24 protein-coding genes are annotated in these 24,942 nt (G+C 33.2%); 9 read left to right on the forward strand and 15 right to left on the reverse strand.

Annotated elements, in window-relative coordinates; all coding sequences use genetic code 11:
* Positions 1–411 precede the first annotated feature (411 nt).
* The 7 genes from NG806_RS08430 to NG806_RS08460 all read right to left on the reverse strand — a co-directional run bounded on the left by NG806_RS08430 (position 412) and on the right by NG806_RS08460 (position 5,089).
* Entirely contained in the window at positions 412–1,305 is an 894-nt protein-coding gene (locus NG806_RS08430; RefSeq protein WP_315941769.1) for a TIGR01777 family oxidoreductase, read from the reverse strand.
* 103 nt (positions 1,306–1,408) lie between these two features.
* A complete protein-coding gene (locus tag NG806_RS08435; RefSeq protein WP_261512682.1) occupies positions 1,409–2,113 on the reverse strand; it encodes a YqjF family protein in 705 nt (234 codons plus the stop codon).
* The gene (locus NG806_RS08440) at positions 2,110–2,559 is read right to left on the reverse strand and encodes an SRPBCC family protein (protein ID WP_214831627.1); all 450 of its coding nucleotides are present in this window, start codon (positions 2,557–2,559) and stop codon (positions 2,110–2,112) included. The genes NG806_RS08435 and NG806_RS08440 overlap by 4 nt, the downstream gene beginning before the upstream one ends.
* Entirely contained in the window at positions 2,552–3,364 is an 813-nt protein-coding gene (locus tag NG806_RS08445; RefSeq protein WP_261512684.1) for a hypothetical protein, read from the reverse strand. The genes NG806_RS08440 and NG806_RS08445 overlap by 8 nt, the downstream gene beginning before the upstream one ends.
* Positions 3,361–3,738, reverse strand: coding sequence for a hypothetical protein (locus NG806_RS08450; RefSeq protein ID WP_214831629.1), 378 nt, complete (start codon positions 3,736–3,738; stop codon positions 3,361–3,363). The genes NG806_RS08445 and NG806_RS08450 overlap by 4 nt, the downstream gene beginning before the upstream one ends.
* Positions 3,739–3,887: 149 nt before the next feature.
* A complete protein-coding gene (locus tag NG806_RS08455) occupies positions 3,888–4,577 on the reverse strand; it encodes a hypothetical protein (RefSeq protein WP_214831630.1) in 690 nt (229 codons plus the stop codon).
* 8 nt (positions 4,578–4,585) lie between these two features.
* Positions 4,586–5,089 (reverse strand): GbsR/MarR family transcriptional regulator, encoded by a 504-nt coding sequence (locus NG806_RS08460; RefSeq protein WP_261512685.1) that lies wholly within the window; start codon positions 5,087–5,089, stop codon positions 4,586–4,588.
* 186 nt (positions 5,090–5,275) lie between these two features.
* On the opposite strand from NG806_RS08460, the gene NG806_RS08465 reads away from it, so the two are divergent.
* Together NG806_RS08465 and NG806_RS23085 are read left to right on the forward strand one after the other, a co-directional pair.
* Entirely contained in the window at positions 5,276–6,478 is a 1,203-nt protein-coding gene (locus NG806_RS08465) for a C1 family peptidase (protein ID WP_214831632.1), read from the forward strand.
* Between the two features lie 279 nt (positions 6,479–6,757).
* A complete protein-coding gene (locus NG806_RS23085) occupies positions 6,758–6,919 on the forward strand; it encodes a bacteriocin-like protein (RefSeq protein ID WP_449243641.1) in 162 nt (53 codons plus the stop codon).
* A 62-nt stretch (positions 6,920–6,981) separates the two neighbouring features.
* On the opposite strand, the gene NG806_RS08470 is transcribed toward NG806_RS23085, so the two are convergent.
* Entirely contained in the window at positions 6,982–9,414 is a 2,433-nt protein-coding gene (locus NG806_RS08470) for an alpha-ketoacid dehydrogenase subunit alpha/beta (protein WP_261512686.1), read from the reverse strand.
* Between the two features lie 137 nt (positions 9,415–9,551).
* Here NG806_RS08470 and NG806_RS08475 point away from each other — a divergent pair, with 137 nt between their 5' ends.
* On the forward strand, positions 9,552–9,845 hold the full coding sequence (locus tag NG806_RS08475; protein ID WP_214831634.1) for a hypothetical protein: 294 nt from the start codon (positions 9,552–9,554) through the stop codon (positions 9,843–9,845).
* Positions 9,846–10,063: 218 nt separating this feature from the next.
* Here the strand turns inward: NG806_RS08475 and NG806_RS08480 are convergent, their stop codons facing one another.
* The 5 genes from NG806_RS08480 to queA all read right to left on the reverse strand — a co-directional run bounded on the left by NG806_RS08480 (position 10,064) and on the right by queA (position 15,291).
* Positions 10,064–11,041 carry a polyprenyl synthetase family protein gene (locus NG806_RS08480; RefSeq protein ID WP_261512687.1) on the reverse strand — a complete coding sequence of 326 codons (978 nt, stop codon included), beginning with the start codon at positions 11,039–11,041 and terminating at the stop codon, positions 10,064–10,066.
* Between the two features lie 74 nt (positions 11,042–11,115).
* Entirely contained in the window at positions 11,116–12,024 is a 909-nt protein-coding gene (locus NG806_RS08485; protein WP_214831636.1) for a hypothetical protein, read from the reverse strand.
* 117 nt (positions 12,025–12,141) lie between these two features.
* Entirely contained in the window at positions 12,142–13,065 is a 924-nt protein-coding gene (locus NG806_RS08490; RefSeq protein ID WP_261512688.1) for a sterol desaturase family protein, read from the reverse strand.
* Between the two features lie 73 nt (positions 13,066–13,138).
* Positions 13,139–14,173, reverse strand: coding sequence for a 23S rRNA (adenine(2503)-C(2))-methyltransferase RlmN (gene rlmN, locus NG806_RS08495; protein WP_214831638.1), 1,035 nt, complete (start codon positions 14,171–14,173; stop codon positions 13,139–13,141).
* Between the two features lie 68 nt (positions 14,174–14,241).
* Positions 14,242–15,291, reverse strand: coding sequence for a tRNA preQ1(34) S-adenosylmethionine ribosyltransferase-isomerase QueA (gene queA, locus NG806_RS08500; protein ID WP_214831639.1), 1,050 nt, complete (start codon positions 15,289–15,291; stop codon positions 14,242–14,244).
* 178 nt (positions 15,292–15,469) lie between these two features.
* Between queA and NG806_RS08505 the strand changes: the two genes are divergently transcribed.
* The 5 genes from NG806_RS08505 (at position 15,470) to NG806_RS08525 (ending at position 21,021) form a co-directional block, all read left to right on the forward strand.
* On the forward strand, positions 15,470–16,162 hold the full coding sequence (locus NG806_RS08505; RefSeq protein WP_214831640.1) for an AIM24 family protein: 693 nt from the start codon (positions 15,470–15,472) through the stop codon (positions 16,160–16,162).
* A 68-nt stretch (positions 16,163–16,230) separates the two neighbouring features.
* Positions 16,231–17,766 carry a M61 family metallopeptidase gene (locus NG806_RS08510; RefSeq protein ID WP_261512690.1) on the forward strand — a complete coding sequence of 512 codons (1,536 nt, stop codon included), beginning with the start codon at positions 16,231–16,233 and terminating at the stop codon, positions 17,764–17,766.
* A 111-nt stretch (positions 17,767–17,877) separates the two neighbouring features.
* Positions 17,878–18,951 carry a serine hydrolase domain-containing protein gene (locus NG806_RS08515; protein WP_214831642.1) on the forward strand — a complete coding sequence of 358 codons (1,074 nt, stop codon included), beginning with the start codon at positions 17,878–17,880 and terminating at the stop codon, positions 18,949–18,951.
* Between the two features lie 133 nt (positions 18,952–19,084).
* On the forward strand, positions 19,085–20,008 hold the full coding sequence (locus NG806_RS08520) for a nucleotidyltransferase family protein (RefSeq protein ID WP_261512691.1): 924 nt from the start codon (positions 19,085–19,087) through the stop codon (positions 20,006–20,008).
* Positions 19,984–21,021: a phosphotransferase enzyme family protein gene (locus tag NG806_RS08525; protein ID WP_261512692.1), complete on the forward strand. Its 1,038-nt coding sequence runs from the start codon at positions 19,984–19,986 to the stop codon at positions 21,019–21,021. Before NG806_RS08520 ends, NG806_RS08525 begins: the two co-directional genes overlap by 25 nt.
* Before the next feature lie 337 nt (positions 21,022–21,358).
* Here NG806_RS08525 and NG806_RS08530 read toward each other — a convergent pair whose 3' ends face one another.
* A complete protein-coding gene (locus NG806_RS08530; protein ID WP_261512693.1) occupies positions 21,359–21,850 on the reverse strand; it encodes a DNA-deoxyinosine glycosylase in 492 nt (163 codons plus the stop codon).
* Positions 21,851–21,939: 89 nt separating this feature from the next.
* Positions 21,940–23,934, reverse strand: coding sequence for a S9 family peptidase (locus tag NG806_RS08535; RefSeq protein ID WP_261512694.1), 1,995 nt, complete (start codon positions 23,932–23,934; stop codon positions 21,940–21,942).
* Between the two features lie 121 nt (positions 23,935–24,055).
* On the opposite strand from NG806_RS08535, the gene NG806_RS08540 reads away from it, so the two are divergent.
* Positions 24,056–24,922, forward strand: a complete 867-nt coding sequence (locus NG806_RS08540; RefSeq protein ID WP_214831647.1) for a T9SS type A sorting domain-containing protein — start codon at positions 24,056–24,058, stop codon at positions 24,920–24,922.
* The last annotated feature ends 20 nt before the right edge of the window (positions 24,923–24,942 follow it).

Consider the following 24,942-nt stretch of genomic DNA (forward strand, 5'->3'; position numbering starts at 1 on the left):
CGCTAAAGTAATAATCCTGTTATGAATTCGCAAAAAATAGTTTTTTACTCAAATTGCTGATTACTTAACAACAGATCATTCAGATTTATCTACAGATCTGTGATCGTTTTTAGTTCCCACAGACTTCACAGATCTTTTCATTTTTATCGGAGATAAAAACCTTGAGCTTTAAAAACTCAATACTTAAAAAAACTTAGCGCCTTTGCGTTTAACTATTCTTCAGCTGCTTTAATGCAAAGTTTTATAATGATGCTGTTTAATTTAAGTTAGCAAAGAATAGCTTCGCTTAAGAAGCTTCTGGGGAAAATATAAAAATCTTTGATTTTTCAAGAACTTATGTGATCTTCTTATACGGTATGTATCAAACCTAAAATAACTAAAGTGTCTAAAAACTTTTGTGTCTTTTGTGGTTTAAATTAAATTTTGTAATGTAACATCAATATCCGGAAAAGAAAACCGGAAATTATTTTTCACCAATATTTCTGGATATACATTTCTGCTTTTTAGTAAAAGTTCTGTTTCTGTTCTCAAAAATATAGATGCAATTTCTAATTGCCAGATCGGAGCATTCATTCCAAAAGGCATTCTTAATCGAGCTCTTAACTTCTTCATCAATTCTTCATTGGATAGAGGATTCGGTGCTGTTACATTAATTGGACCTGAAATATTTTCATTTTCAATGATCCATTCTACTGCACGACAGAAATCATCTACATGAATCCAACTGACATTTTGATTTCCATTTCCCTGTTTACCTCCTAAGCCCAATTTCGTGATCTGACGAAGTTTTGGAAAAGCACCTCCATTTTTCCCTAATACAATAGAAGTTCGTAAAGCCACTTTTCTTACCTCATCATGTCCAACTTTGAAAAATTCTTTTTCCCAGCTTTTACAGATATTCATTGAAAAATCATCGCCAATAATTCCATTTTCTTCTGTATTCAAATGCTTTTCTGAATGCACATAAATGGTAGCTGAACTTGCATTGAGCCAAACTTTAGGCTTGTTAATACAGTTATCAATGGCTTGCTGAAGCACTTTTGTACTTTCAATTCTTGACGTATAAATTTCTTTTTTATTTTCATCAGTATACCTGCAGTCAACGGATTTCCCTGTAAGATTGATTAAAACATCAGAATCTTCAAGGAAATCTTTCCATTTATCTAATGTTTGGGCATCCCAATATACTTCGTTTTTGCGTTTCGGATTTCTGGTTAAAATATAAACCTGATTTCCTTTTTCTATAAAATATCTTTCTAGGTTTCTTCCAAGAAAGCCGGTTCCAGCAGCTATAATTATTTTCATGATTATTGGGTTTAAGGTTTAAGGTTTAAGGTTTAAGGTTTAAGGTTTAAGGTTTAAGGTTTAAGGTTTAAGTAAAATACTTTCTTAGGAAACTTAAACCTAATTAAATGATATATTTTTTTACTTTGACTTCAATTTCAGAGCCTTCGGCAAGCATTACGGATATGGGTTCCTGATCATTTAAAAACTCAAAATCCTTTCCATAGATACTACGAAACTCAATGTCCAGTTGATAGCTTTTTACAGGATAATACTCCCATTTTGGATGGCAAACCTCATATTCAGATGTTTTACTATCTCTTTTGGTAAAGCCATAATAATGTTCGGTAATGAATTCAAACTCTGAGTTACTTTCCATTGGTAATGCTTCACTATCTGCTATCACCTCGATAGAATGCCAGCCTTTATCTTTCCATGAATATTGAACTTTCAGTTCACTATCTTCTTGATGAATCAAGTTTTTCATCGGCATTGTTTTGTAATTCTCTTTGTAAAAAGAATTGGCTATAAAACTTAATGCCCATTTCGGAACAATCTCTTTAATGAAAACAACTCCTCTTTTCCAGGTGTTCTTTTCTTTTTTCTTTACATAAAAACGAAGATTTACTTCTTCAAAATCCCGGTAAAAAGGGATTGACATTCCCAGTAATTTTGTATTTAAAAACATAAAGCCCACTACACTTACATAACATTTTCCATTATAAAAATCGAGTTCGGTACCTTGTGGAAGGTATTTTTCCAGAATTTCCGGACTTACTTCATAATTGATGATGGCTAATTTGCGCCATTCGGCTTTTAGAAAGTTCATGATTCAGCTGCTTTTTTAATGGTTGCATTTCTTTCCAGCAAAAAGCCTTTAAGATAATTTTTAAGGAAAAATGTATTAAACAATTTTCCGACAATGTTAAATGGAGATTCAAACTCGAAAATATCTGTCATTATTGTATTTTTACCTTCTTGTTTAAACAAATGCTGGTGTTTTAAAGATTTAAAGGTTCCTTTCAACATAATATCTGTAAACTCATAAGGTTTTTCCATGCTGCTTATCTTTGAGGTATGCGTTTGATAGAATCCTAAATGTTTTGCTCTCCAGGTTACCGTTTCATTCAATTCTATTAATCCACTTGTACGTCCTGCAATAGCTTTTTCCTTAGTTTTGAATGTTGACTTCTGGTGTAAATCAATATCTCTCGCCAGATCAAAAACTACATCAATATCAGCTTTAATAATTGTTTCTAAACAAATTCTAGACATACCAGTAAATTAAAGTAATTAAAACTATTGTTCTGTAGATAATCCAGCTTATTGTTGGAAGAAAATTTAATCTTAAAATTTTGCATCTTCTTACATGCTCAAAAAGCATGATAGAAACGATCATTCCAAAATAAATAATATAGAAAACAGAATTGAAATTGGTAAATAAAACAGGTATTAAAAGTAGCGTTCCAATCAATGACACGGTCATCATATTCCCCAGGTAATCCCAGATCTTATCTTTCAAATACTTTTTTAAAAATAGGGTTTGCCATGCAATTTGTCCTAAACAAACTATAAATTCCCTAAGAAAATTATGACCTAAATTCAAATTAAACTTACCTGTGTACAGACTCAAAATATATGCTGAGAAAAATACAACAAAAACCATGTATGTCAACCTGTATTTTAAATTAAAATCCGGAATACAAGATTGATCTGAATAGTCTTTTTTTGATGGAATAATCTGCTTTCTATTGTAAGAAACAAAAGAATATAATTTTTTAAAAAACCAATACAAAGATTTTATTCTCGCTATTTTCTCCAATACCGGAAATGAATTTCCAATGATTAAAAGTAAACTGTCCAAACCATAAACAACTTCATTCTTATTGTGATCAACTAAAGCGATTTCATTTTTTGCACGGTTAAAATCTACAATTGATTTGTTTTTAAAAGTCATTTCACTAAATGCTTCTCTTCCATTTTCATCAAGCATTCCACATTTTGTAAACCCTTTTGAATAGATATTGCACATAGGACATTCATTGTCGTAGATGAGGGTGTGGTTTTTTAGCGTTTTCATTTTGTATGTTTTAAAGATTGGTATATTTTGTAAGTCTCATAAGTGTATAAAAATGCTAACACCGGACTGTATATAAGAGCAGCTATCAGAATGAATCCAAAAAAATTTGTAACATCATTATCATTTGGATTTAATCCTACTACAGCAACAGAGAGCCAAACAGGAATTATGCCTATTCCGTAAACAATATAGACTATTGATTTTTTCTTTTGCTGAAGAGCTTTTATGAAAAAGCTTATTAACTGTGGGATTCCCACTATGAAATAGAATAAAATAAATCCTACTCCTAAAAATACACCTATAAAAGCCGCTGTGATTCCCATTATTAAACAAGATAATTGAATATAGTAGTCATAGGTTATCCATTTTTCCATGTCAATCAGTTTTTAAAAGTTATTCTTTTTCTTCTTCCGAAATAAAAGATCAGAAATAAATGAATGATTAAATTTTTCATAATTATTATATTTTCAATAATTTTTGAAAGTTAATTTGAAATAAAAAAGGATTTTGAATCCTTTCCGTGCTATAAATTATTCTTTTTTAGATAGCCTGATATTTTATCATATAGATGGAAATGACAAGTTCCATCAATAATTGTATCATATTTCCCTTTGTATTCAAAAATATAAATCCCTGTAGTTGTACATCCACCATTTTGGGGTATCTGACGTATCCTGTTTTCAATATCGATGAAGTAGGCGAGTTCTTTTTTATCTATTTTCTTTGACCTTTGACCTCTCCAAACAAAATAATCATTCCCTTTATTTTCAAGGACCACAGAATCCGCATTATGATGAAAACAGCCCTTAGATTGATAAATTAGTTTTACATTACTATCTTTCAAGCTTTCAAATGCTAAATTTGCAATCTTTTTAATTGACTTATCAGGATTAATACTTATTCTATAATTTTTCGACTCAGCAACAACCTGTTCTTCATTTATTTTATCTCCAAAAAGATTGGTGTACACAAATGTATATTTTCCTTTATCAATACTATCAATTTCAATTCTCTGATCTAGGCTCGGAGTATATTCATCCGGCTTTAAACTCCTAAAAACCTTATTATTTCTCAGAATAGTAATTTCAAAGAGATCATAAAACCTTTTATCTGATTTGTCTACACTCTCTATGTTTATATCAAAACTCGCATACACCTTTTTTTGACAGCTCATCATACTCGCTAATAAAAATAATAGAATAAACTTTTTCATTCTCTTTGCTACTTCAATAAGTTAGTGATCTTTCCTACCAACCAGTGATCATCACTCTTAATCGCCAGATCCATAATGTTATTGATCTTTCCAGTCACTGAGCTAAAGTCCTGCATTAATTTAATAAACTCCTTAGCTTCGTCTGAATCATTATCTTCAATGTTTTTCAACTCTTCTAAAAAAGAAATGACAGGTTCAATTTCTCTCTTTCTGCGCTCCTTAGTAATTTGTTTAAATAAAAACCAAACATCCTTTTCTGCGATGAAATATTCCTTTCTGTCTCCTTTCACTAATTCTTTCTTTACAATTCCCCAATCCATTAAAGCCCGTAAATTCATATTAGCATTTCCTCTTGAAATTTCAAGTTGCTCCATTACTTCATCTGTAGATAACGGTTTCCCACTTGCCAGAAGCAAAGCATGAACCTGTGCCATAGTACGGTTGATCCCCCAATTGGTAGCAAACGTTCCCCAAGTCTGAATGTATTTTTCTTTAGCTTCTGAAAGTTTCATTTTGTTTTCTTTTGAATTTCTATTACAAATGTAATAATAATTTTCGAACTTTCAATAATTATTGAAAGTTAAATTTTTTATTTTTTAATATATATTTTCCTAATAATATTCCCATTTCAAATTTAACTTTTCACGCTGTAACAAATCTCTTATAACAACGACTATTAAATAATAATCTTTATAGTAATGAAATATAACAAAATTGCATCATTACTTTTTGTTTTGTCTGCAGGAAGTATGATGTTCGCACAAGATGACTTGATCAACAAGTTAAAAAACAATCAATCTCAAAATGCCAATTTTAAATTTACCACTCTAAAAGATGTTGGTGCTACTTCGGTAAAAAATCAGGGTTCTTCAGGAACATGTTGGAGCTATTCAGGAAATTCTTTCCTGGAATCTGAAATGCAGCGTATGGGTAAAAAACCTGTTGACCTTGCAGAGATTTTTACGGCGAGAAATTCTTATCACGACAAAGCAAAATTATATGTACTAAATAGCGGAGCAATCAGTTGGGGTGATGGTGGAGAATTACATGATGTAATCAACATGTACAAAAAGTATGGAGCTGTTCCTCAGGATGTTTATACAGGATTAAGACCTGGGCAAACTACCAATAATTTTAAAGAAATGCAGGATAAAATAAAACCTGTATTAGACAGTTTGGTTCAGGCAGCTACAAAAGGTAAACTTTCTGATAACTGGATGTCTTCGGTAGATGCTATACTCGATGAATACTTAGGAAAAGTTCCAACAAACTTTACGTATAATGGGAAATCATATACTCCAAAAACATTCGCTAATGAAGTAGTAGGAATCAATGCTGAAGATTATGTAGAATTATCATCATACAAAGATTATCCATATTTTCAGAAATTCGTAAATCCAATTCCTGATAACTGGAGCCATGATTCTGACTGGAACGTTCCAATGACAGATATCACAGCTATTGTTGATAATGCAATATCTAAAGGATATTCTATTGGTTGGGCAACTGATGTTTCCGAGCCTTATTTCTCATACAAAAACGGAGTGGCTTATGTTCCGGATGTTAATTTGGATCAAATTACTCCTGAAGTAAAAAAAGAATTATTCACTGAGCCTAAAAAAGACAAAACGATCACAGAAGATATGCGTCAAAATGCGCTTAATAATCTTTCTACTACGGATGATCATGGTATGCACATTGTGGGATTGGCAAAAGATCAGAGTGGAAAAGAATATTATATGGTTAAGAACTCTTGGGGTGTAACCAATGATTTTGAAGGATATATTTATGTAACAAGACCTTATGTTGAATATAAATCAACTGCTATTTTGGTACATAAAAATGCAATTCCAAAAAGTATCTTAAAGCAATTGAAGCCTACCAAAAATATTGGTTTATAAGAGTCACTATTGTCATTTGATATGACAATTTTAGATATTTAAATCTGTTAAAAAGCTGCTCTAAGAATTTTTAGAGCAGTTTTGTTTTTTACGAAATGCTAATACACTGATTCCAATAAGATGTTTGTATTCTAAAGACGTATCATTAATTTAAACAGAAAACATCAAAATATATAAAATTAACTCCCTGTTATAAGAATTAAAACACTAACAATGATTTGAAGTGAAACCAAAAATATTATATTTGTGATCAATCAACAAATCAAAAAATCAAAAAATATGAAAAATTCAAAAAAATTAACAAAGTCAGAATTAAAAGGAATTAATGGCGGAAATGCTCCTGAATGTCCAGTTGGATCAATAGCATGTTATCATCGGCCTCAGAATGGCATTCCCAGCTATTGGACTTGTGAATTAAGTAGTGTTGGGTGCAAAAGTTAGAACCTATTAAAAACCCGCTTTCAGTATTTCTGAAAGCGGGTTTATTCTATTATTTATTCCAATTAAAATATCGCTGGATATTTTTGTGGGTTTGTTTCATTAAACATCGCGTAAATCTTTTCCACCATATCATCTGATGATGGTTTACTGAAATAATCTCCATCACTAGCATAAGCAGGTCGGTGATCATTTGCAGCAATTGTTAATGGATCAGAATCTAAATATCTAAAAGCTTTTTGCTTCTCTAAGATCTGTTGAAGAATAAATGCTGAAGTTCCACCTTCTACATCTTCGTCGATAACGACTAATCTGTTTGTTTTCTTTACACTTTCAGCGATTTCATTTGTTAAATCGAAAGGAATTAAAGATTGAACATCAATTACTTCTGAAGAAATACCTAATTTTTCCAATTCTTCAGCTGCTTCCATAACGACTCTCCATGTAGAACCGTACGTTACCAAAGTTACATCTTTACCTTCTTTAGTTACTTCAATTTTTCCTACAGGAACTGTAAATTCACCTAAGTTATCAGGCTGTTTTTCTTTTAGTCGATATCCGTTCAGACATTCAACAATAACTGCAGGATCATCACTTTGAAGCATTGTATTATAGAATCCGGCTGCTTTTGTAAGGTTTCTTGGAACAAGTACCAGAATTCCTTTTGAAAGGTTAAGGATTCCCGCCATTGGCGAACCTGAATGCCAGACACCTTCTAATCTATGTCCTCTTGTTCTGATGATCACAGGAGCTTTCTGCCCGCCTTTAGTTCTGTATTGAACAGTAGCTAAATCATCGCTCATTCCCTGAATACAATATAAGATGTAATCTAAATACTGGATTTCAGCAATAGGTCTTAGCCCTCTCATTGCCATACCGATACCCTGACCTAAAATAGTCGCTTCACGGATTCCTGTATCTGCAACACGAACTTCACCATATTTTTCCTGCATTCCTTCTAAACCTTGGTTTACATCACCGATATTTCCGGCATCTTCACCAAAGACAAGTGTTTCAGGATATTTTTCGAATATTTTATCAAAGTTATTTCTTACCACTACTCTTCCATCTACATCTTCAGAGTTGTCAGAATAAACAGGCTTAACCTCTTTAATATTTTCTGCTTTCCATTGAGACTGAGAATATAAATGAGATGAATAGTTGTCTTTTTCCACTTCCAAAATCTCATTGTATTTCTGCATCAATTGGTTTCTTTCGGAAGTGTTTGTACCTCTTGTAGCCAATAATGATATCCTTACTAAATGGAAGATATCTTTCTTAGCTTTAGAAACTAATTTATTAAACTGCGCAATGTAATTTTCAATCTCTGCATTTTGTCCTTTAAGATTTTCAACCAAAGGTAAAACAGATTTCGATAGATCAGAAATTGTTTTCTGGTAATTTCCCCAAGCTATTTTCTGGCCTGCCTTTACCATTTTTTTAGCTTCCTCATCTATGGCATCCAATTCTTCAGTTGCAGCAATAACCTCTTCTTTTCCTTCAATTTCAATTGAGTAATTCAAAATCCATTCTCTGAATTTTACTAATCCATCAAAATCAGCTTCCCATGAAAGACGCTCTTCATTCTTATATCTTTCGTGAGAACCCGAAGTAGAGTGACCTTGAGGCTGCGTAACTTCAATTACGTGAACCACTACAGGAACACTTTCTGTTCTTGCAAAATGTTCTGCTCTAGCATATGCGTCCAATAAAGCTGGATAATCCCAAGCTTTTACCTGAATAATTTCACAACCCTGGTTTTCACCTTCTTTTCTTTGGAATCCGCTTAACATTTCAGAAATGTCAGCTTTCGCTCTCTGATTCTTAGTAGGTACTGAAATCCCATAACCATCATCCCAGATTGAAACGATCATAGGAACCTGAAGCGCACATGCTGCGTTCAATGTTTCCCAGAAATGGCCCTCTGCTGTAGAAGCATCTCCAATAGTTCCGAAAGCAATTTCGTTTCCGTCCTTTGAGAACTTCTCAGAACCATCAAATTTTACTGATTTATATATTTTTGAGGCCTGAGCCAATCCTAACAATCTAGGCATCTGACCTGCTGTTGGAGAAATATCTGAAGAAATATTTTTCTGAGACATCAAATTCTTCCAGCTTCCATCTTCATTTAAACTTCTTGTTGCGAAGTGACCATTCATTTGTCTCCCTGCTGAAGCAGGCTCTCTCTCAACGCTTGTATCAGCATATAACTGTGCAAAAAAGCTTTCAACCGTTAAGGCATCTACAGCCAATGCAAAAGTCTGATCTCTATAATATCCTGAACGGAAGTCCCCATTTCTGAAAACTTTCGCCATTGCCAACTGTGGTAACTCTTTACCATCACCGAAGATCCCAAACTTAGCTTTCCCAGTAAGAACCTCTCTTCTACCCAGGTAAGACATTTCACGAGAAATTCTTCCCAACTTATAGTCTTCAAGTATTTGATTTTTAAAATCTTGAAAGGAAATCTTCTGTGTTTCAATATAGGTTGTTTGCATAGCCAAATATAAAAATTTTTAGTTCTCGAAGTATTTTGCTAATATACACTTTTTAAATTAATTTTAATTTTTAATAATCTTTTTTAAAAATTTGATAATAGAGGAAATTGTGTTTTATTTTAAATAAATTTGTATAAATGGAAAAAAAATCACCGCATATATTAAATGCATCGAGTAATCTTTTAGGGTTTTCTTTGATCATAATTACATCATTGAAAATCACTAAAATCAGTGTTCATACTTATTTAGATGAGTTTGCGGGAATTGCCTGTATTCTTTTTGCATGCAGTTGTTTCTTTTCATTTTTAGCAATAAGATCTAAAAGTGAAAAAAGAGAAACCAAGTTTGAAAACATTGCGGATTATTTATTTTTAATCGCATTATTATGCATAGTCCTAGCTGTTATAATTGTTACACTAAGAATAATTTAAACATTTATGGATAGTTTAGAAATAATGATCAAATAAAACAATTTACAAATCCACTGACCGCTTTATAATCAGATTCGCTTTATTTTAGGATAAATTGAAGATTACGACATTTAAGTATTTTACCAATAATTGATTATGGCAGAGAATTATATCAATCGGATATACTTGGAAACCTTAATTATTTTCAGAATGAATGTCTGATCATTCACTGCTTTTTATTAAAACTTTCTTTCAATTACATAATCTAACATACTGTGCAATGATCTTTTGGCTTCAGAATCGGGAAATTCATTAAGAAGATCCTTTGCCTTTTGTTGAAAATCTTTCATTACACGAATTGCATAATCCAAACCACCTGAACTCTTTACAAAAGCGATTAATTCTTTTACACGTTTTTGGTCGTTATTATAGCGTTTTATGGTATTTAGATAATATTTTCTGTCTTTGTCACTCGCAATTTTCAAAGTATGAATTAAAGGGAGAGTCATTTTCTGTTCTTTAATATCGATACCAACAGGCTTTCCAATAACGTTTGAACTTAGATAATCGAATAAGTCATCTTTAATCTGAAATGCCATTCCCGTATAAGTTCCAAAATCCTGCATTCTTTTAGCAAGCTTTTCTTCTGCATTATTCGATAAGACTCCTATTTCACAACATGCCGCGATCAATGTTGCTGTTTTCTGACGGATAATTTCATAATAAACATCTTCTGTAATATCGAGCTTTCTTGCTTTTTCCAGCTGAAGAAGTTCACCTTCAGACATTTCTCTGATTGTTCTGGAGATAACAGCCAGTAAATCATAGTCTTTATGATCCGTTGATAATAACACTGATTTTGACAATAAATAATCACCTACCAAAACTGCAATTTTATTTTTCCATAGTGCATTAATAGAGAAAAAATTACGTCTTTTAAAACTTTCATCCACAACATCATCATGAACCAGTGTCGCGGTATGGATCAATTCTATCATGGAAGCTCCGCGATAAGTCTTTTCATTAACATCACCTATCAGTTTCGCACAGAGAAATACAAACATCGGACGCATTTGCTTTCCTTTAGTAGTAACAATAAACCGAGTTACTTTATCTAATAAAGGGACTTTACTCTGCATTGATTCATAAAACTTCTGCTCGAAAAGTTTCATTTCTTCATTGATCGGTTGTTTGATTTCTTCTACAATATTTGCCAAAATCGGTGAGTGATGAATAAATAATTATTAATATTCACAAAGATAATTTTTTTCGGGTAATTTTAGTAGAAAATTCAATCTTTGAGTTGTTCTTTTGGAATAAAATACAGACTCTGCTTTACGGTTCCTAATGGATATCTGAATTTTTCACCTGAAATATACAGTCCTCGATCATCTACTGCTATTCCTTCGATTTGCCCAACAGAGGTAGCACTTCCTAAATAGTAGTGTCTGGGTTTTTCTTTAAAAAAGACTCCAGGTTCTGTTTCCTTAAAGATATCCAGAAAAACTTCTGTTTTTTTTGTATAACCCACTAAGTAAAGTTTTTTATCAAAATAGGAAGCATCCGTTACTACAAAATCAGTTTTATATGTTTCAATTTTCTCAGCTTTTTGCTGTTCTGAAGTTCCTGGATCAACAATATAATGTGATGTTGCTTTTGCAGCCCATTCTTTAGTAAAAATATGCAATTTACCATTCAAATAGATCATTGCTTCCGCATCGAAGTCGTTACTGGTATTTTTTGAAATAAATTCTTTCTGTTCAGGATAGTAAAAAGAGATCTTAACGCCATCTAAAGTTCTTTCAGAATCTGGAATTTTAGAGGTATTAATCATAACAAGATTTTCATAAGGAACTTTGTAAATCGTAAGATCTTTTCTGGTTCCTGTATTGTTTCCAAAATCTCCGATATAAAAGTTTTCACCATCATTGGTTAGTGCTTCCCAATCTTTATTAATTAAATTAGTTTTGAAGGTCTGAATAATTTTCCCATCATTTTTATCTATTTCAAAAATTTCCGGTTTATTACCGCTGTCATTGAAAGTATAAAGTTTTCCATTGAGTAAATTCAACCCTGAAGTTTCCTGAACCTGATCTTCAAGAAAATTGATTCTGTATTTTTTTATTTTAAGAAAATCGGCCTGCTGAGAAAAAGCAGCTTGAAAAACAAAGACTGTAAAAATGAGGATAAACTTTTTCATTGAATAAAAATACGGTTTTCACTGCAATAGATTGATCCGCAGTTTAAATTAAATCTATGAAAAATAAGTTTTAGCTAAAGCCAATTTAGACAGACTATATCACAATCTAATAAAAATTCATGCCGACTTCTGTTGCTTACGCGCTTTCTTCTCAAAATAATCTTTTTGATACTGTCTTACTGTTTTCCCCGTTCCATCGTGTCTCCAACCCGGAGAGTTGAAAATATAATTAATCCTGTCCGAAAATTTTAATCCAGGCTGTTTGATATCTTTCCAGATTCTTCTCCATTCATATAATAATACCGTATCAGGTCTGTTATCGGGCATCCTAGGATAAATTCCATATTTTACAGGTGTATCCGGATCTTCTTTTTCAAAAGTTCCAAACATTTTATCCCAGATGATGAGGCACATTCCCATATTCCTGTCCAGATATTTAATGTTGCAGGCATGGTGTACACGATGGTGCGATGGAGTGACTAAAATATATTCTAAAAATCCCATCTTTTTTACAGTCTGGGTATGAACCCACGTTCCATATACCTGTCCAATAGCATATACCACCATGATATGCCATGGATTAAAACCTAAAAAAGCCAACGGTGAAAAGTATAAATATCTATAAAGGGGTTGTAAAACAGGACTTCTGAATCCCGTGGTCAGATTAAAAAATTCTGAATTATGATGGGTAATATGCACAGCCCAAAAAGCTCTGGAATGATGATCAACATAATGAAGCACATAATACGCAAAATCAGTGATCACAAAACAGATAAGCCAGTACCAAACTGTAAAATCCCAGGAAAAAAGTCGGTGATTGTAAAAGAAAAACATCACTCCCATTGCAAAAACCTTCATTATCAAATCCAAACCGAAGTTCATCAATGCCAAATAAACGCTTGTTGCTACATCTTTTTTATCATATAGTTTAGCCTCGGAAACATGGCTATAAATCATTTCAGCTAAAATTACAGTAGCATGAAATGGAATTGCCCAGGCATAGACATTTTCTAATCCATCTTCACCCAAAAAGTAATTCATTGTTACTAATTTTTGTACAAAGGTAGGATATTATAAAAGTCAGAAATCGGATTGAATTATTTTTAATGAAATTTTAATCGGTAACCTTATTGGCTAATTGTCCACATGCAGCATCAATATCTCCGCCACGGCTTTTTCTGATCATTACAGTAATGCCGGCATTTTCAAGTTGACGAACATAATTTTCTTCTGCCTGTTTATTGCATTGGTCATATTTACCATCACCGATCGGGTTATACTGGATAAGGTTAACTTTAGAAGGAACTTGTTTACAGTATTTAATTAAAGCTTTAATATCTTCATCACCATCATTGATCCCTTTCCATACACAATATTCAAAAGTAATTGTATTCCCTGTTTTTTTGTACCAGTATTGAAGTGATTCCATAATATCAGTTAATGGAAACTTATCTGAAAACGGCATGATTTCATTACGTTTGGCTTCTATTGCCGAGTGAAGTGATAAAGCCAGCTTTACCCGTAGGTCATCATCCGCCAGCATTTTGATCATCTTAGGAATTCCTGAAGTTGAAACAGTAATTCTTCTTGGAGACATTCCCAGGCCTTCAGGTTGAGTAATTTTTCGAATCGCTTCAACTACATTTTTGTAATTCATCATTGGCTCCCCCATTCCCATAAAAACAATATTCGTAAGAGGCCTGTCAAAATACATTTTACTTTGACTGTCGATTAGAGCGACCTGATCTACAATTTCAGCAACTTCAAGATTTCTCATTCTCTTCAACCTTGCCGTAGCACAGAATTCGCAATTTAATGAGCATCCTACCTGTGAAGAAACACAAGCTGTCGTTCTCGTTTCTGTAGGAATTAAAACGGATTCCACCATTAAGCCATCGTGAAGCTTCACCCCATTTTTAATAGTTCCGTCTTTACTTTTCTGAAGTTGGTCAACGGATACTGGATTAATGGTATATTCTTCGGAAATTCTATCACGAAGCTGTTTCGAAAGATTCGTCATTTCATCTATAGAATGGAGGTTTTTACTCCACAACCAGTCATAAACCTGTTTCGCTCGAAACGGTTTTTCTCCTAAAGTCAAAAAATAGTCTTTAAGCTGATCTAGTGATAAAGTTCGGATATCTTTCATTGTAAGGTGGTGATCTTAGGTTGAAGGTTGCAGATAACTAATACCTGCAACCTATTACCTAGTATCTTTTATAAAATTAACATTGCATCACCGTAAGAATAGAATTTATACTTTTCTTTTACGGCTTCCTGATAAGCATGCATTATAAAATCTCTTCCTGCAAATGCAGCAATCATCATCAATAATGTAGACTTTGGGGTATGGAAGTTGGTGATCATTGAATTGGCAACTCCAAAATCGTGAGGCGGATAAATGAACTTATTTGTCCAACCGTTAAATGCAGAGATCTTCTTGTTTGAAGAAACTGAAGTTTCTAATGCTCTCATTGTTGTAGTACCTACAGCACAAACTCTTCTGTGTGCATCTACTGCTTTATTAATGATATCAGCATTTTTCTCATCGATGATGATCTCTTCAGACTCCATTTTATGCTTAGAAAGATCTTCCACCTCAATTGGATTGAAGGTTCCTAAACCAACGTGAAGGGTAACTTCTGCAAAATCAATTCCTTTGATTTCCAATCTCTTCATTAAATGTCTGGAGAAATGTAAACCCGCAGTAGGTGCTGCAACAGCTCCTTCAATTTTTGCATAGATCGTCTGATATCTTTCAGCATCTTCAGGCTCTACTGCTCTTTTGATATACTTTGGAAGCGGTGTTTCTCCTAATTCTTTTAATTTTGTTCTGAATTCTTCATAAGAACCGTCAAACAAAAATCTCAGTGTTCTTCCTCTGGAAGTTGTATTATCGATAACTTCAGCAACTAAAGACTCATCTTCAGTAAAAAACAGTTTATTACCGATTCTTATTTTTCTGGCTGGATCAACCAATACATCCCAAACGCGAGTTTCCTTATCAAGTTCTCTTAAAAGGAATACTTCGATTTTAGCACCTGTTTTTTCTTTATTTCCATAAAGACGTGCTGGGAAAACTTTAGTATTATTGAAAATAAATAAATCCTTCTCATCGAAATAATCCACTACATCTTTAAACAACTTGTGCTCTATTGTTTCTGTTTTTCTGTCAAGAACCATTAGTCTGGCATCATCTCTGTGCTCTGATGGATGTTCTGCCAATAATTCCTCAGGAAGGTCAAAATTAAAATCGGATGTTTTCATTTTTTTAAATTACGGTTTAAAAATTATTGAAATTACAAGTGTAATTTTCGGTGTGCAAATATACGACATTGAATACCCCTTTGTCAAGCTTTATTTAATAAAGCTGTTAAATGGTTAATATTCACTATACGTTTCAATGCAAAAAAACTGTAATTTGGCCATCTAAAAATTATTAATTATGAGCAAATATTCATTAGAAGCATTCGTTAATGAAACTAAGGAAAACCCACAGGAAAGGGATTATTTTGAACTTGAAAAACCTCAGCTTTTAGAGATCAATCTTAATAACCAATCGGTTTGGACCAAAAGAGGAAGCATGGTTGGATATATAGGAAATATTAATTTTGAAAGACAAGGTATGATGTCTGGAGGATTAGGAAATCTCTTAAAAAAAGCAATCAGTGGTGAAGGAACCAAATTAATGAAAGCGGAGGGTACTGGAAAGCTTTATGTGGCAGATTCAGGGAAAAAAGTTCGCATCCTTCATTTAAACAATGAATCTTTATGTGTAAATGGCAATGATGTTTTAGCACATGATCAAAGTATAAAAAGTGATATTACCATGCTAAAGAGTATCGCAGGAATGATGGCAGGTGGATTATTCCAGGTTAAATTATCGGGAACGGGACATATCGCTATTACCACTCATGGTGAACCGTTAACACTTATGGTAACTCCAGACAGCCCTGTTTTTACAGATCCTAACGCAACTGTTGCGTGGTCTGGAAATCTAACTCCTGAACTGAAAACCAATGTTTCATTTAAAAGCCTGATGGGAAGAGGTAGCGGTGAGGAGTTTCAAATGAAATTCTCTGGAAATGGCTGGGTTCTTATTCAACCTTATGAAGAAGTATATACTGTAGAAAAATAATACATTTAATATAAACATTTCGTGTAGTTAAACTCCTTATTTTTGTTAAACATTAAAACAAAAACAAAATGGGTAATCTTCTAAAAATATTTTTTTTGTTGATTCTTTTTCCTATCGTTATTATTGCCCAATCATCAAAGAAAAACTATGAATATAATATAGATCTGCTTCATATGAAAAATGATGAAGTTATGGTTTCTTTTACTCCACCTAAAAACAATCTGGAAAAAGGGAAATTTATTATACCCAAACTTGTTCCCGGATTTTATCAGGCTATGAATTTTGGGCAATATGTTTCCGATGTTATTGCGACTGACAAAAATGGAAAGAAAATACGAACAGAACGTTTAGATAAAAACAGCTGGATGGTGAATGACCTGAAACATGTGAAAAAAATATCATACCTGGTTACAGATGGTTGGGATTCTTTACAACAAAATACTGACGGAGCAAAATCTGCGGGCAGTACTTTTAAAAAGGATAGTGTTTTTGTCATCAACTATAATTCTTTAGTAGGCTACTTTGAAGAAATGAAAGATGCTCCTTATGAAATCAGTATTAACAAAAATAAAGATTTTTATGCTTCCTCCGCATTGGATTATAAAAAGAAAAATGATAGTACTGATATTGTTTGGGCAAAGGATTACCGGAAATTAGTAGACTCACCTGTGCTCTATTGCGTTCCTGATACCACGTGGTTAAAAATAGGAACTACTGAGGTGCTCGTATCATTTTATAACAATAAAGAGCGGCATTATTCCCAAAAAATAGCAGATCATATAAAGACTATTTTAGAAAATCAAAAAGCTTACTTAGGAGGAAAACTACCTGTTGACAAATATGCCTTTTTGATCTATTTTGAAACTTCAAAAGAAAGGGGATCTATTGCCGACGGTCTTGAACACTCGAGGTCTACAGTCTGCCTATATCGTTCCGGAAATATGAACTTTTTACCGGATGCTTTAAATAGAGTTGCTGCCCATGAGTTTTTTCATATTATCACACCACTCCACATTCATTCGGGAGAAATCCAGCACTATGATTTTTTAAATCCTACCATGTCAGAGCATTTATGGCTTTATGAAGGTATGACAGAATATGCAACCATACATATGCCTATCAAACAAAAGATGATCAGTCTGGCAGATTTTGAAAAAAAACTGGAAGAAAAGATACAGGGTATGAAGGAGTTTGATAATACATTATCTTTTACGGAACTGAGTAAAAATGCAATGGAAAGACAAGATCAATATATGAATTTCTATCAAAAAGGACCACTACTCGGATTATGTTTAGATATAAAACTACGCGAACTTTCTGGCGGAAAAATGGGTACTCAGGATCTTATGCAGCGGCTCATGAAAAAATATGGCGAAGATAAATATTTTAATGACAATGATTTATTCGATGAAATCACAAAAATGACTTACCCCGAAATACGTACATTTTTCAAGGATTTTATAGAAGGTACAAAACCTATTCCTTTGAAAGAATATCTTGCAAAAGTAGGTTTCACCTATGATGAAACCACTGGAAAGATAGGTACTTTAGTAAACCCTGATTCAAAACAGATTGCCTTGAGGAAAGCATGGATCGATCAATAGGTTTTCAATATCTATACAAAGATTGATGACATCACTTCTCTGTTATACATCCTTATAGAAAAACAACCATAACTTACTCTTAACAACTATCCTTAATAAAACCTGTGTATTATGAGAAATATACTAACAAGCCTGCTTTTATTAGCAATAAATATCACTCATTCACAAATCTCAAATGTTGAGAAAGTGATTGATTCCAGTGTGAAAGATGATAACTTTAACGGAGCTGTTTTAGTAGCTCAAAATGGCAAAACTGAGTTGCTTACTTATAAAGGCTTATCAAACAGACACTATAACATCAATTTCTCAGATGATACTAAATTCCATATTTTTTCTTTAACTAAATCATTTACTGCAGTAATGATCATGCAGCTTTATGAAAGAGGAAAAATCAATCTGGATGTTCCTATTGCTACTTACTTACCGGACTACAAAGGTGAGGCGGCAAAGAAGGCAACAATAAGAAATTTGTTAACTTACAGTAGTGGTAGATTCAATAAAGATCTAAGCTCCCCGGAATTGATCCATCAGGCTTATGATAATACGATCTGGAATCTGGATGACTTTATTACTACCTTTTTGTCTGAAAAGCTTATTGACAAACCCGGTACAAAGTTTAACTACAATAATGGAGATTATATCCTTCTTGGAAAAATTATTGAAAATATCTATGGTAAATCCTATGAAGAAGTTTTAAAAGAACAGGTATTAGTTCCTTTAAAAATGAACAACACTGGTCTGCTGCATCATAATGATATCATTCAGAATATTGATGATGGTTATACAGGTGCAGATTCTGACGCATTTGCACTCCATACACCTACCAATACCTATATAGATAATTTGTATGCTGCAGGAGGCATGTATTCTACACCAAAAGATCTTTTGATCTTTGATCAGGCCATCTTCAATCATACTTTATTAAAAAAAGCTACTGTAGATACTATGCTCACCCCTTATAAAGAGCTTGGTGAAACTGCTTTTAGCTTTTGGGTTTATCCTAAAAAATTTGGTAATATCAATACTTTATTTGTAGAACGCCAGGGTGAAGGTTATGGGCACAGTTCAAATTGGGTACATTTACCAGAGAAAAATCTAACCCTAATTATATTATCAAATACCAAAGATATTAAATACCTCAACAAAATGAGAGAAAGGATAATTAACGCCTATTATGGACAATAATCTGTTAAAATAAATTCTTAAGTTAAAGAAACTACCCATTTCTGTTGGGATTTTAATATTTTTAAAACCTCAACAATCTATAAACAGGAGAATAGATTGTTGATACCTTGATTTTACAAAAGGTTAATGACAGATGAATTCTAAAAAAACACTTCTCATATTAGCCGGTGGCTTAGGCAGCCGGTATAAAGGACTTAAACAAATCGATGGAATATTGGATAATAGCTCTCCTATTCTTGAATATTCTATTTACGATGCATTAGCGGCTGGCTTTAATAAGATAGTTATTGTTATCAATCGTTTTATTCCTGAAAGCTATATAGAAAGGCTGGAAAATATTTCTGCTAATAACAATTTTGAATTGCATTGGGTATATCAGGATATCAACCAGTATGTACCTGGTAGCTTTGATCATTCATCCAGAGAGAAACCCTGGGGAACAGGACACGCTGTTCTCTGTGCTAAAGAATATATCCATGAACCTTTCGTTATGATCAACGCAGATGATTTTTACGGAAAGGAAATTTATCAGCTGGCTTCAAATGAGATTGATCATCAAAAGATTTCAAGTTCACAGTTTGAACTTATTGCCTACCCCATTTCTACAACATTAAGTGATAACGGTACAGTAGCCCGTGGGATATGTACAATGGATACTGAAAGTTTCCTGATAAAAGTGGAAGAACAAACTTCTATCCGAAAAGAGAATGAAACCATTATCTATACGGACAACGGGAAAAATATTGAAGTAGATCCAGAGACTTTGGTGTCTATGAATTATTTCGTTTTTCATCCAATCATCTTTGATTTACTGGAAGTTTATTTTAATGATTTTATAAAGTCTGATCCACAGCCCAACCAAGAATTTTATATACCCGCTGCTGTACAGAAAATGAAGGATGAAAAAGGAATCAAAATATTGGTCAAGACTTCACCTTCTCAATGGATAGGGATGACTTATTCCGGTGATAAAAGTATTTTAAAAGATTATCTTGAAACAGAAATTCAAAACCATCAATATCCACAAGATTTATGGAACTTAATCGCATTATCTTAAAATTTATTGACGCTGAAGATTGTATGGTCAGTCCGATTAGTAATGGATTGATCAATACGACCTATCTTGTAGAAAACAATCAGACTCAGGAAAAATACATTCTGCAGAAAATCAACACTGAAGTTTTTAAAGATCCTGAACGGATCATTAATAATCATCTTAAAATAAATAAAATCCTTCAGGAAAATGATTATCAACTTTACATTGCAGAACCTGTTTCCTCCTCTTCAAAAGAGTTCTTAATAACGGATGAAAATGGCCATCAGTGGCGAATGACTGGATTTATAGACAACAGCATTACTTTTCTTACTGTCCCTTCTGCAGAAACAGCCTTTAAAGCAGCTCAGGCTGTAGGTTATTTTCTTAGTATGATCAATAATACCACAACTCTTCCTGTTATTGAGGATCCTTTACCTGATTTCCTCAATTTTGAAAAGAGAATTTTAGATTATAAAATCTCATTAGAAGATGGAACTTCTGCTTTAAAAGAAAGTGCAAAAACTGAAATAGCATTGATGAATCAATTATTGGAGTTACCTCATCAATGGATCCAAATGCAAAATAATGGTCAACTGCCCAAAAGGATCATTCATGCAGATGCGAAGATCAGTAATATTCTTTTTGATCAGAACCATGATCCAATGGCTGTAATTGATTTAGATACTATAATGATTTCTACTATTCTGTATGATTTTGGAACTATGATTCAGTCGTATACCAATACTACTAATGAAGATGACGGAACAGCAAAAGATAATTTTAATCCCAATATTTTTAAGTCTGTGAAGGAGGGCTTTTTATTTCATTTAAAGGATCAACTGACTTATGAAGAGTTTGAAAATCTCGATTATGCAGCCCAGGTTGCCATATATATCCAGGGACTCCGTTTCCTTACGGATTATTTAAACGGGAGTACCTATTACTCCATAAAATATCCCGAGCATAATCTTGACAGAACGAAAAATCAGTTGGAGCTGTTGAAGGGATTAAGAACTTATTTGAAGTGTGATTAAGTTACACAATAATCTGACTGATTTGCAAGAAACTAAATTGTTTTAAAATTTTTGTTCTTTTTTGAAAGGTTCTCCATACACTTTTCTTCATTTCATTACGAAAAATACTCGAACTGACGGTAAATCAATATTTGCAGGTACATAAAATTGCAGGTACATAAAAGTTGAATAGGACAACGTCACTTCGAGTAGATTTTGAAAAAATCGTATCGAGAAGTTTTTAAATACTAATTACCTTGCTAATGAAAAACTTGATTTCTATATTGTGCATACTTTGAGAAAGATAAAATACAATCAAAATCAGCGTTATCTGCTTGATTCGCGAGAAGCTAATAATCTACTCTAAAAACTCCAGGATTCTCACCCAGTCTTCCAGTTTCTTCTCATATGAAACGGTATGCAGAGGACTTGTTGAAGGAAGTAAGATAATGGGAAGTTTATAATCTTTTCCTAAAGCTTTTTGCAGGTTTTTATACGATTTCCCGCCATTACAAAAAATCACTTTTACATTAGGATATTCTTCCAGAAGCTCTGCAATCTGATTAGCTTCTTCATTTCTGATTTCGGAGTCAAGGCTGCCTTTTCTTTCGCAGGAATCGATAACATCCCAAAGTGCAATGTGATGTTTCTTTAGCGTCTCCATTCTTTTTGTATAATCTTCTGTAAAATCCTCACCGAATAGTTCAAAGATGATCTTCCAGAATTTATTTTGCGGGTGGGCATAATACTGTTGCATTTCTAAAGACTTCACACCGGGAATAGAACCTAAAATTAGAATTTCAGACTGAATATCAATAAGCGGAGGAAATGAGGAAATACGGTTTTGCATGGTTCAAATATATAAAATTTGGCTAAAGCCGTTGAATACTTTACAATAAAAAAACGGGCTAAAGCCCGTTTCTATTGATATTTTATTTTTTATAAAGTCTCTTTCAACCAATCAAAGAATTCTCTTTGCCATACCAATCCGTTTTGTGGATGAAGTACCCAGTGGTTTTCGTTAGGGAAATATACTAATTTAGTTTTAAGACCTCTCAATTTTGCAGCCTGGAAAGCTTCCTGTCCTTGTTCATAGGGAACACGGTAATCTATCCCACCCTGGAAGATCATAATTGGTTTATTCCATTTTTCAACAAAGTTACTAGGGTTGAATTCGGTATATGCTTTTGGCATAGGTTTTTCCCATGGAGAACCCAGATCCCAATTAGCGAACCAAAGCTCTTCTGTTGTTAGATACCAAGATTTCATATCAAACAATCCATCATGAGCAATAAATGTTTTGAATCTGTTATCATGAATTCCAGCCAGCATGAATACACTGTATCCGCCATAACTTGCTCCTACAGCTGCAACTCTTTCTCCATCTACATAGGGTAAAGATTTAGCATAATCTGTAGCTGCCAAATAGTCTCTCATTGGCTGTCCACCCCAATCTTTAGAAATCTCCTCATTCCATTTCGTTCCCCATCCTGGCATTCCTCTCCTGTTTGGTGCAACCACAATATATCCATTTGCTGTCATTAGGGCAAAGTTCCATCTTACACTGAAAAATTGTGTCAATGCAGATTGAGGTCCTCCCTGGCAATATACTAGTGTTGGATATTTTTTATTAGGATCGAAGTTTGGTGGATAATGGAACCATACACCCATTTCTTTTCCATCTGTCGTCTTTACCATTTTCAATTCAGATTTTCCCTGAGCTAATTTTGCATAGGTATCTTTATTAGCTTCTGTGATCTGCTTCATTTCTCCGTTTTTAACGTTTACAGAGAATATATCTGTAGCATGGTTTACATCAGTTCTTCCTACTAAAAGTGTATTTTTAGTATCTGCAAAAATTTCATTCACATCAAAATCACCTTTTGTGATCTGTTGCACTTTTGCATTTTTAGGATCTATAGAAAATAACTGTTTTGTTCCTCTAAACGCTGCAGTAAAATAAATCGTTTTGGAATCTCCACCCCAGAAAACATCTCCAGAAACACTTTCATCCCAACCTTTTGTAAGGTTTTCTATTTTCCCGGACTTCCAGTCCATGATTTTTATATCATTTTTATCGGCTTCATATCCATCTCTTTCCATACTTTGCCAAACCAATGATTTCCCGTCAGGACTGAATTTTGGATTAACATCATAACCTTTATTTGTCTCTGTTAGGTTCTTTGTAGAACCAGAAGCTACATCATAGGCAAAGATATCTGTATTGGTACTTGTTGAATATTCTTTTCCACTTTTTGGCTTAGTAACATACAATAGCTGTAAGGAATCCGGGCTCCAGATAAAATCTTCAGTCCCCCCGAAAGGTCTCTGCGGAGAATCCCAGGTCTTTCCTTCCAATAAGTCTTTTGATGATTCCACTTTATCTGAAGTATTGACTACAAAAACATGGTTATATTTCCCTTCATTGTAGTAGTCCCAGTGTCTATGGTTCAAATCTGTATAAACCTGTGCCGTGGTTTTTGGGGTATCACTATATTTATCTTTCCCCATTACTTTCTCAACCAAAACCTGTTTGCTGAAAGCTATTCTCTTTCCATCAGGAGAAATTACAATATTATCAGCTTCTCCGATCGTATAAAATTCTGTCCAGGTTTTCCCATTGTCTTTAGAAAGAAAGATTTTATCTCCTTCCTGTGCGTAGATCCCATTCTTATCCCACTGAATAAGTGATTTTTTACCAAGGTCTATTTTTGAAGACTGATTATTAAGAACATTAAGAAAATAGTTCTCATTTTTCGTTTTTTCTGTTTTTAGATCTACCTGTCCTACTTTGTAAATAAGAGAAGACTGATCCGGTGAAACGGCCTGTACTCCCACTTTTTTCAAAGTCCAAAGAATTTCAGGTGTCATTAACTGTTGTGCATTCATTAAAAGTGGGGCTGCTAAAGCCAGCAGACTGTACTTAAGTTTCATAAATTCCTGTTTAAATCAAAGATTGCCAAAGGTATGTAAATGTGTTTAAAATTCAAATTAAAGAAGTAGTTATAATTTGTATTTAATTAATTTTACGTTTAACTATTAAAAACTAATTATCATGAAAAAAATTTTACTTATTACGTTATTCTTTTCATCTTTTTTTCTTTTCTCACAAATAAATATGATTCCTGGAGGTACCCATTATAACGACACCTATCAGGTAACAGTTTATGGAAATGGAACAATTTACTACACTACAGATGGTACTACTCCTACATTGAGCTCCAATTCCGGGGTTAATAGTTTGTCGATTACAATCGATCAGAATAAAGAAATTAAAGCATTTTTAGTGAACGGACAAGGAAGTACTTCAGCTATATTCACCAGAAAATATTACACTGGAGTGATCCCGACAGCAAATATTTATTTTAAAGTTCCTTCAAGTTGGACAAACGGAAGTTGCGCAATGATCGATATGGTAAATCCTAATTCAGTTAACGGTTTTGTTATTGATAATATCTGGCCTGGATTTCCAATGATCAACACAGGATGCGAAGGCTGGTATAAGCTCATAAGAAATTTCGAAAATGCCAATGTAAGTTTCAATAATTGCACTCCATTTTCAAATATCCCTACCAGTATCAGCACCAATGTAATTCCAGTGGGAAGTACGATATATTACGATTTTACCAATGGTGAAATTAGCAATCCTCCTTCGTGTCTCTTTTTAAATACCGATGAAACCAAAGAAAAGAATATTACGCTGGTAAAAGTTTACCCAAATCCGGTTTTTGATGTTTTAAAAATCAACAGCATTAAAGATTTTAAAGACTATGAAATTATAGATACCAGTGGAAAAGTGATATCTAAACATCAGATTTCTACCAACGAAATCTCTATCAGTCATTTAACCTCAGGAAATTATTTTATAAAATTAAAAGATCAGCAAGGAAATGTCATTTTCTTAAAATTCATCAAAAAATAAAATAAAAATCCGTCAGTTAA

Source organism: Chryseobacterium paludis, from assembly GCF_025403485.1.
GTDB classification, from domain to species: domain Bacteria; phylum Bacteroidota; class Bacteroidia; order Flavobacteriales; family Weeksellaceae; genus Chryseobacterium; species Chryseobacterium paludis.

Bases quoted from the DNA above. Each gene is read 5' to 3' on its own strand.
- NG806_RS08520 (WP_261512691.1), top strand. From the start codon at position 19,085: ATGAATTCTAAAAAAACACTTCTCATATTAGCCGGTGGCTTAGGCAGC.
- NG806_RS08510 (WP_261512690.1), top strand. From the start codon at position 16,231: ATGGGTAATCTTCTAAAAATATTTTTTTTGTTGATTCTTTTTCCTATC.
- NG806_RS08470 (WP_261512686.1), bottom strand. From the start codon at position 9,414: ATGCAAACAACCTATATTGAAACACAGAAGATTTCCTTTCAAGATTTT.
- NG806_RS08515 (WP_214831642.1), top strand. From the start codon at position 17,878: ATGAGAAATATACTAACAAGCCTGCTTTTATTAGCAATAAATATCACT.
- NG806_RS08540 (WP_214831647.1), top strand. From the start codon at position 24,056: ATGAAAAAAATTTTACTTATTACGTTATTCTTTTCATCTTTTTTTCTT.
- NG806_RS08435 (WP_261512682.1), bottom strand. From the start codon at position 2,113: ATGAACTTTCTAAAAGCCGAATGGCGCAAATTAGCCATCATCAATTAT.
- NG806_RS08455 (WP_214831630.1), bottom strand. From the start codon at position 4,577: ATGAAAAAGTTTATTCTATTATTTTTATTAGCGAGTATGATGAGCTGT.
- NG806_RS08440 (WP_214831627.1), bottom strand. From the start codon at position 2,559: ATGTCTAGAATTTGTTTAGAAACAATTATTAAAGCTGATATTGATGTA.
- NG806_RS08475 (WP_214831634.1), top strand. From the start codon at position 9,552: ATGGAAAAAAAATCACCGCATATATTAAATGCATCGAGTAATCTTTTA.
- NG806_RS08530 (WP_261512693.1), bottom strand. From the start codon at position 21,850: ATGCAAAACCGTATTTCCTCATTTCCTCCGCTTATTGATATTCAGTCT.
- NG806_RS08445 (WP_261512684.1), bottom strand. From the start codon at position 3,364: ATGAAAACGCTAAAAAACCACACCCTCATCTACGACAATGAATGTCCT.
- NG806_RS08490 (WP_261512688.1), bottom strand. From the start codon at position 13,065: ATGAATTACTTTTTGGGTGAAGATGGATTAGAAAATGTCTATGCCTGG.
- NG806_RS23085 (WP_449243641.1), top strand. From the start codon at position 6,758: ATGAAAAATTCAAAAAAATTAACAAAGTCAGAATTAAAAGGAATTAAT.
- NG806_RS08535 (WP_261512694.1), bottom strand. From the start codon at position 23,934: ATGAAACTTAAGTACAGTCTGCTGGCTTTAGCAGCCCCACTTTTAATG.
- NG806_RS08465 (WP_214831632.1), top strand. From the start codon at position 5,276: ATGAAATATAACAAAATTGCATCATTACTTTTTGTTTTGTCTGCAGGA.
- NG806_RS08525 (WP_261512692.1), top strand. From the start codon at position 19,984: ATGGAACTTAATCGCATTATCTTAAAATTTATTGACGCTGAAGATTGT.
- NG806_RS08460 (WP_261512685.1), bottom strand. From the start codon at position 5,089: ATGAAACTTTCAGAAGCTAAAGAAAAATACATTCAGACTTGGGGAACG.
- NG806_RS08505 (WP_214831640.1), top strand. From the start codon at position 15,470: ATGAGCAAATATTCATTAGAAGCATTCGTTAATGAAACTAAGGAAAAC.
- NG806_RS08485 (WP_214831636.1), bottom strand. From the start codon at position 12,024: ATGAAAAAGTTTATCCTCATTTTTACAGTCTTTGTTTTTCAAGCTGCT.
- rlmN (WP_214831638.1), bottom strand. From the start codon at position 14,173: ATGAAAGATATCCGAACTTTATCACTAGATCAGCTTAAAGACTATTTT.
- NG806_RS08430 (WP_315941769.1), bottom strand. From the start codon at position 1,305: ATGAAAATAATTATAGCTGCTGGAACCGGCTTTCTTGGAAGAAACCTA.
- NG806_RS08450 (WP_214831629.1), bottom strand. From the start codon at position 3,738: ATGGAAAAATGGATAACCTATGACTACTATATTCAATTATCTTGTTTA.
- queA (WP_214831639.1), bottom strand. From the start codon at position 15,291: ATGAAAACATCCGATTTTAATTTTGACCTTCCTGAGGAATTATTGGCA.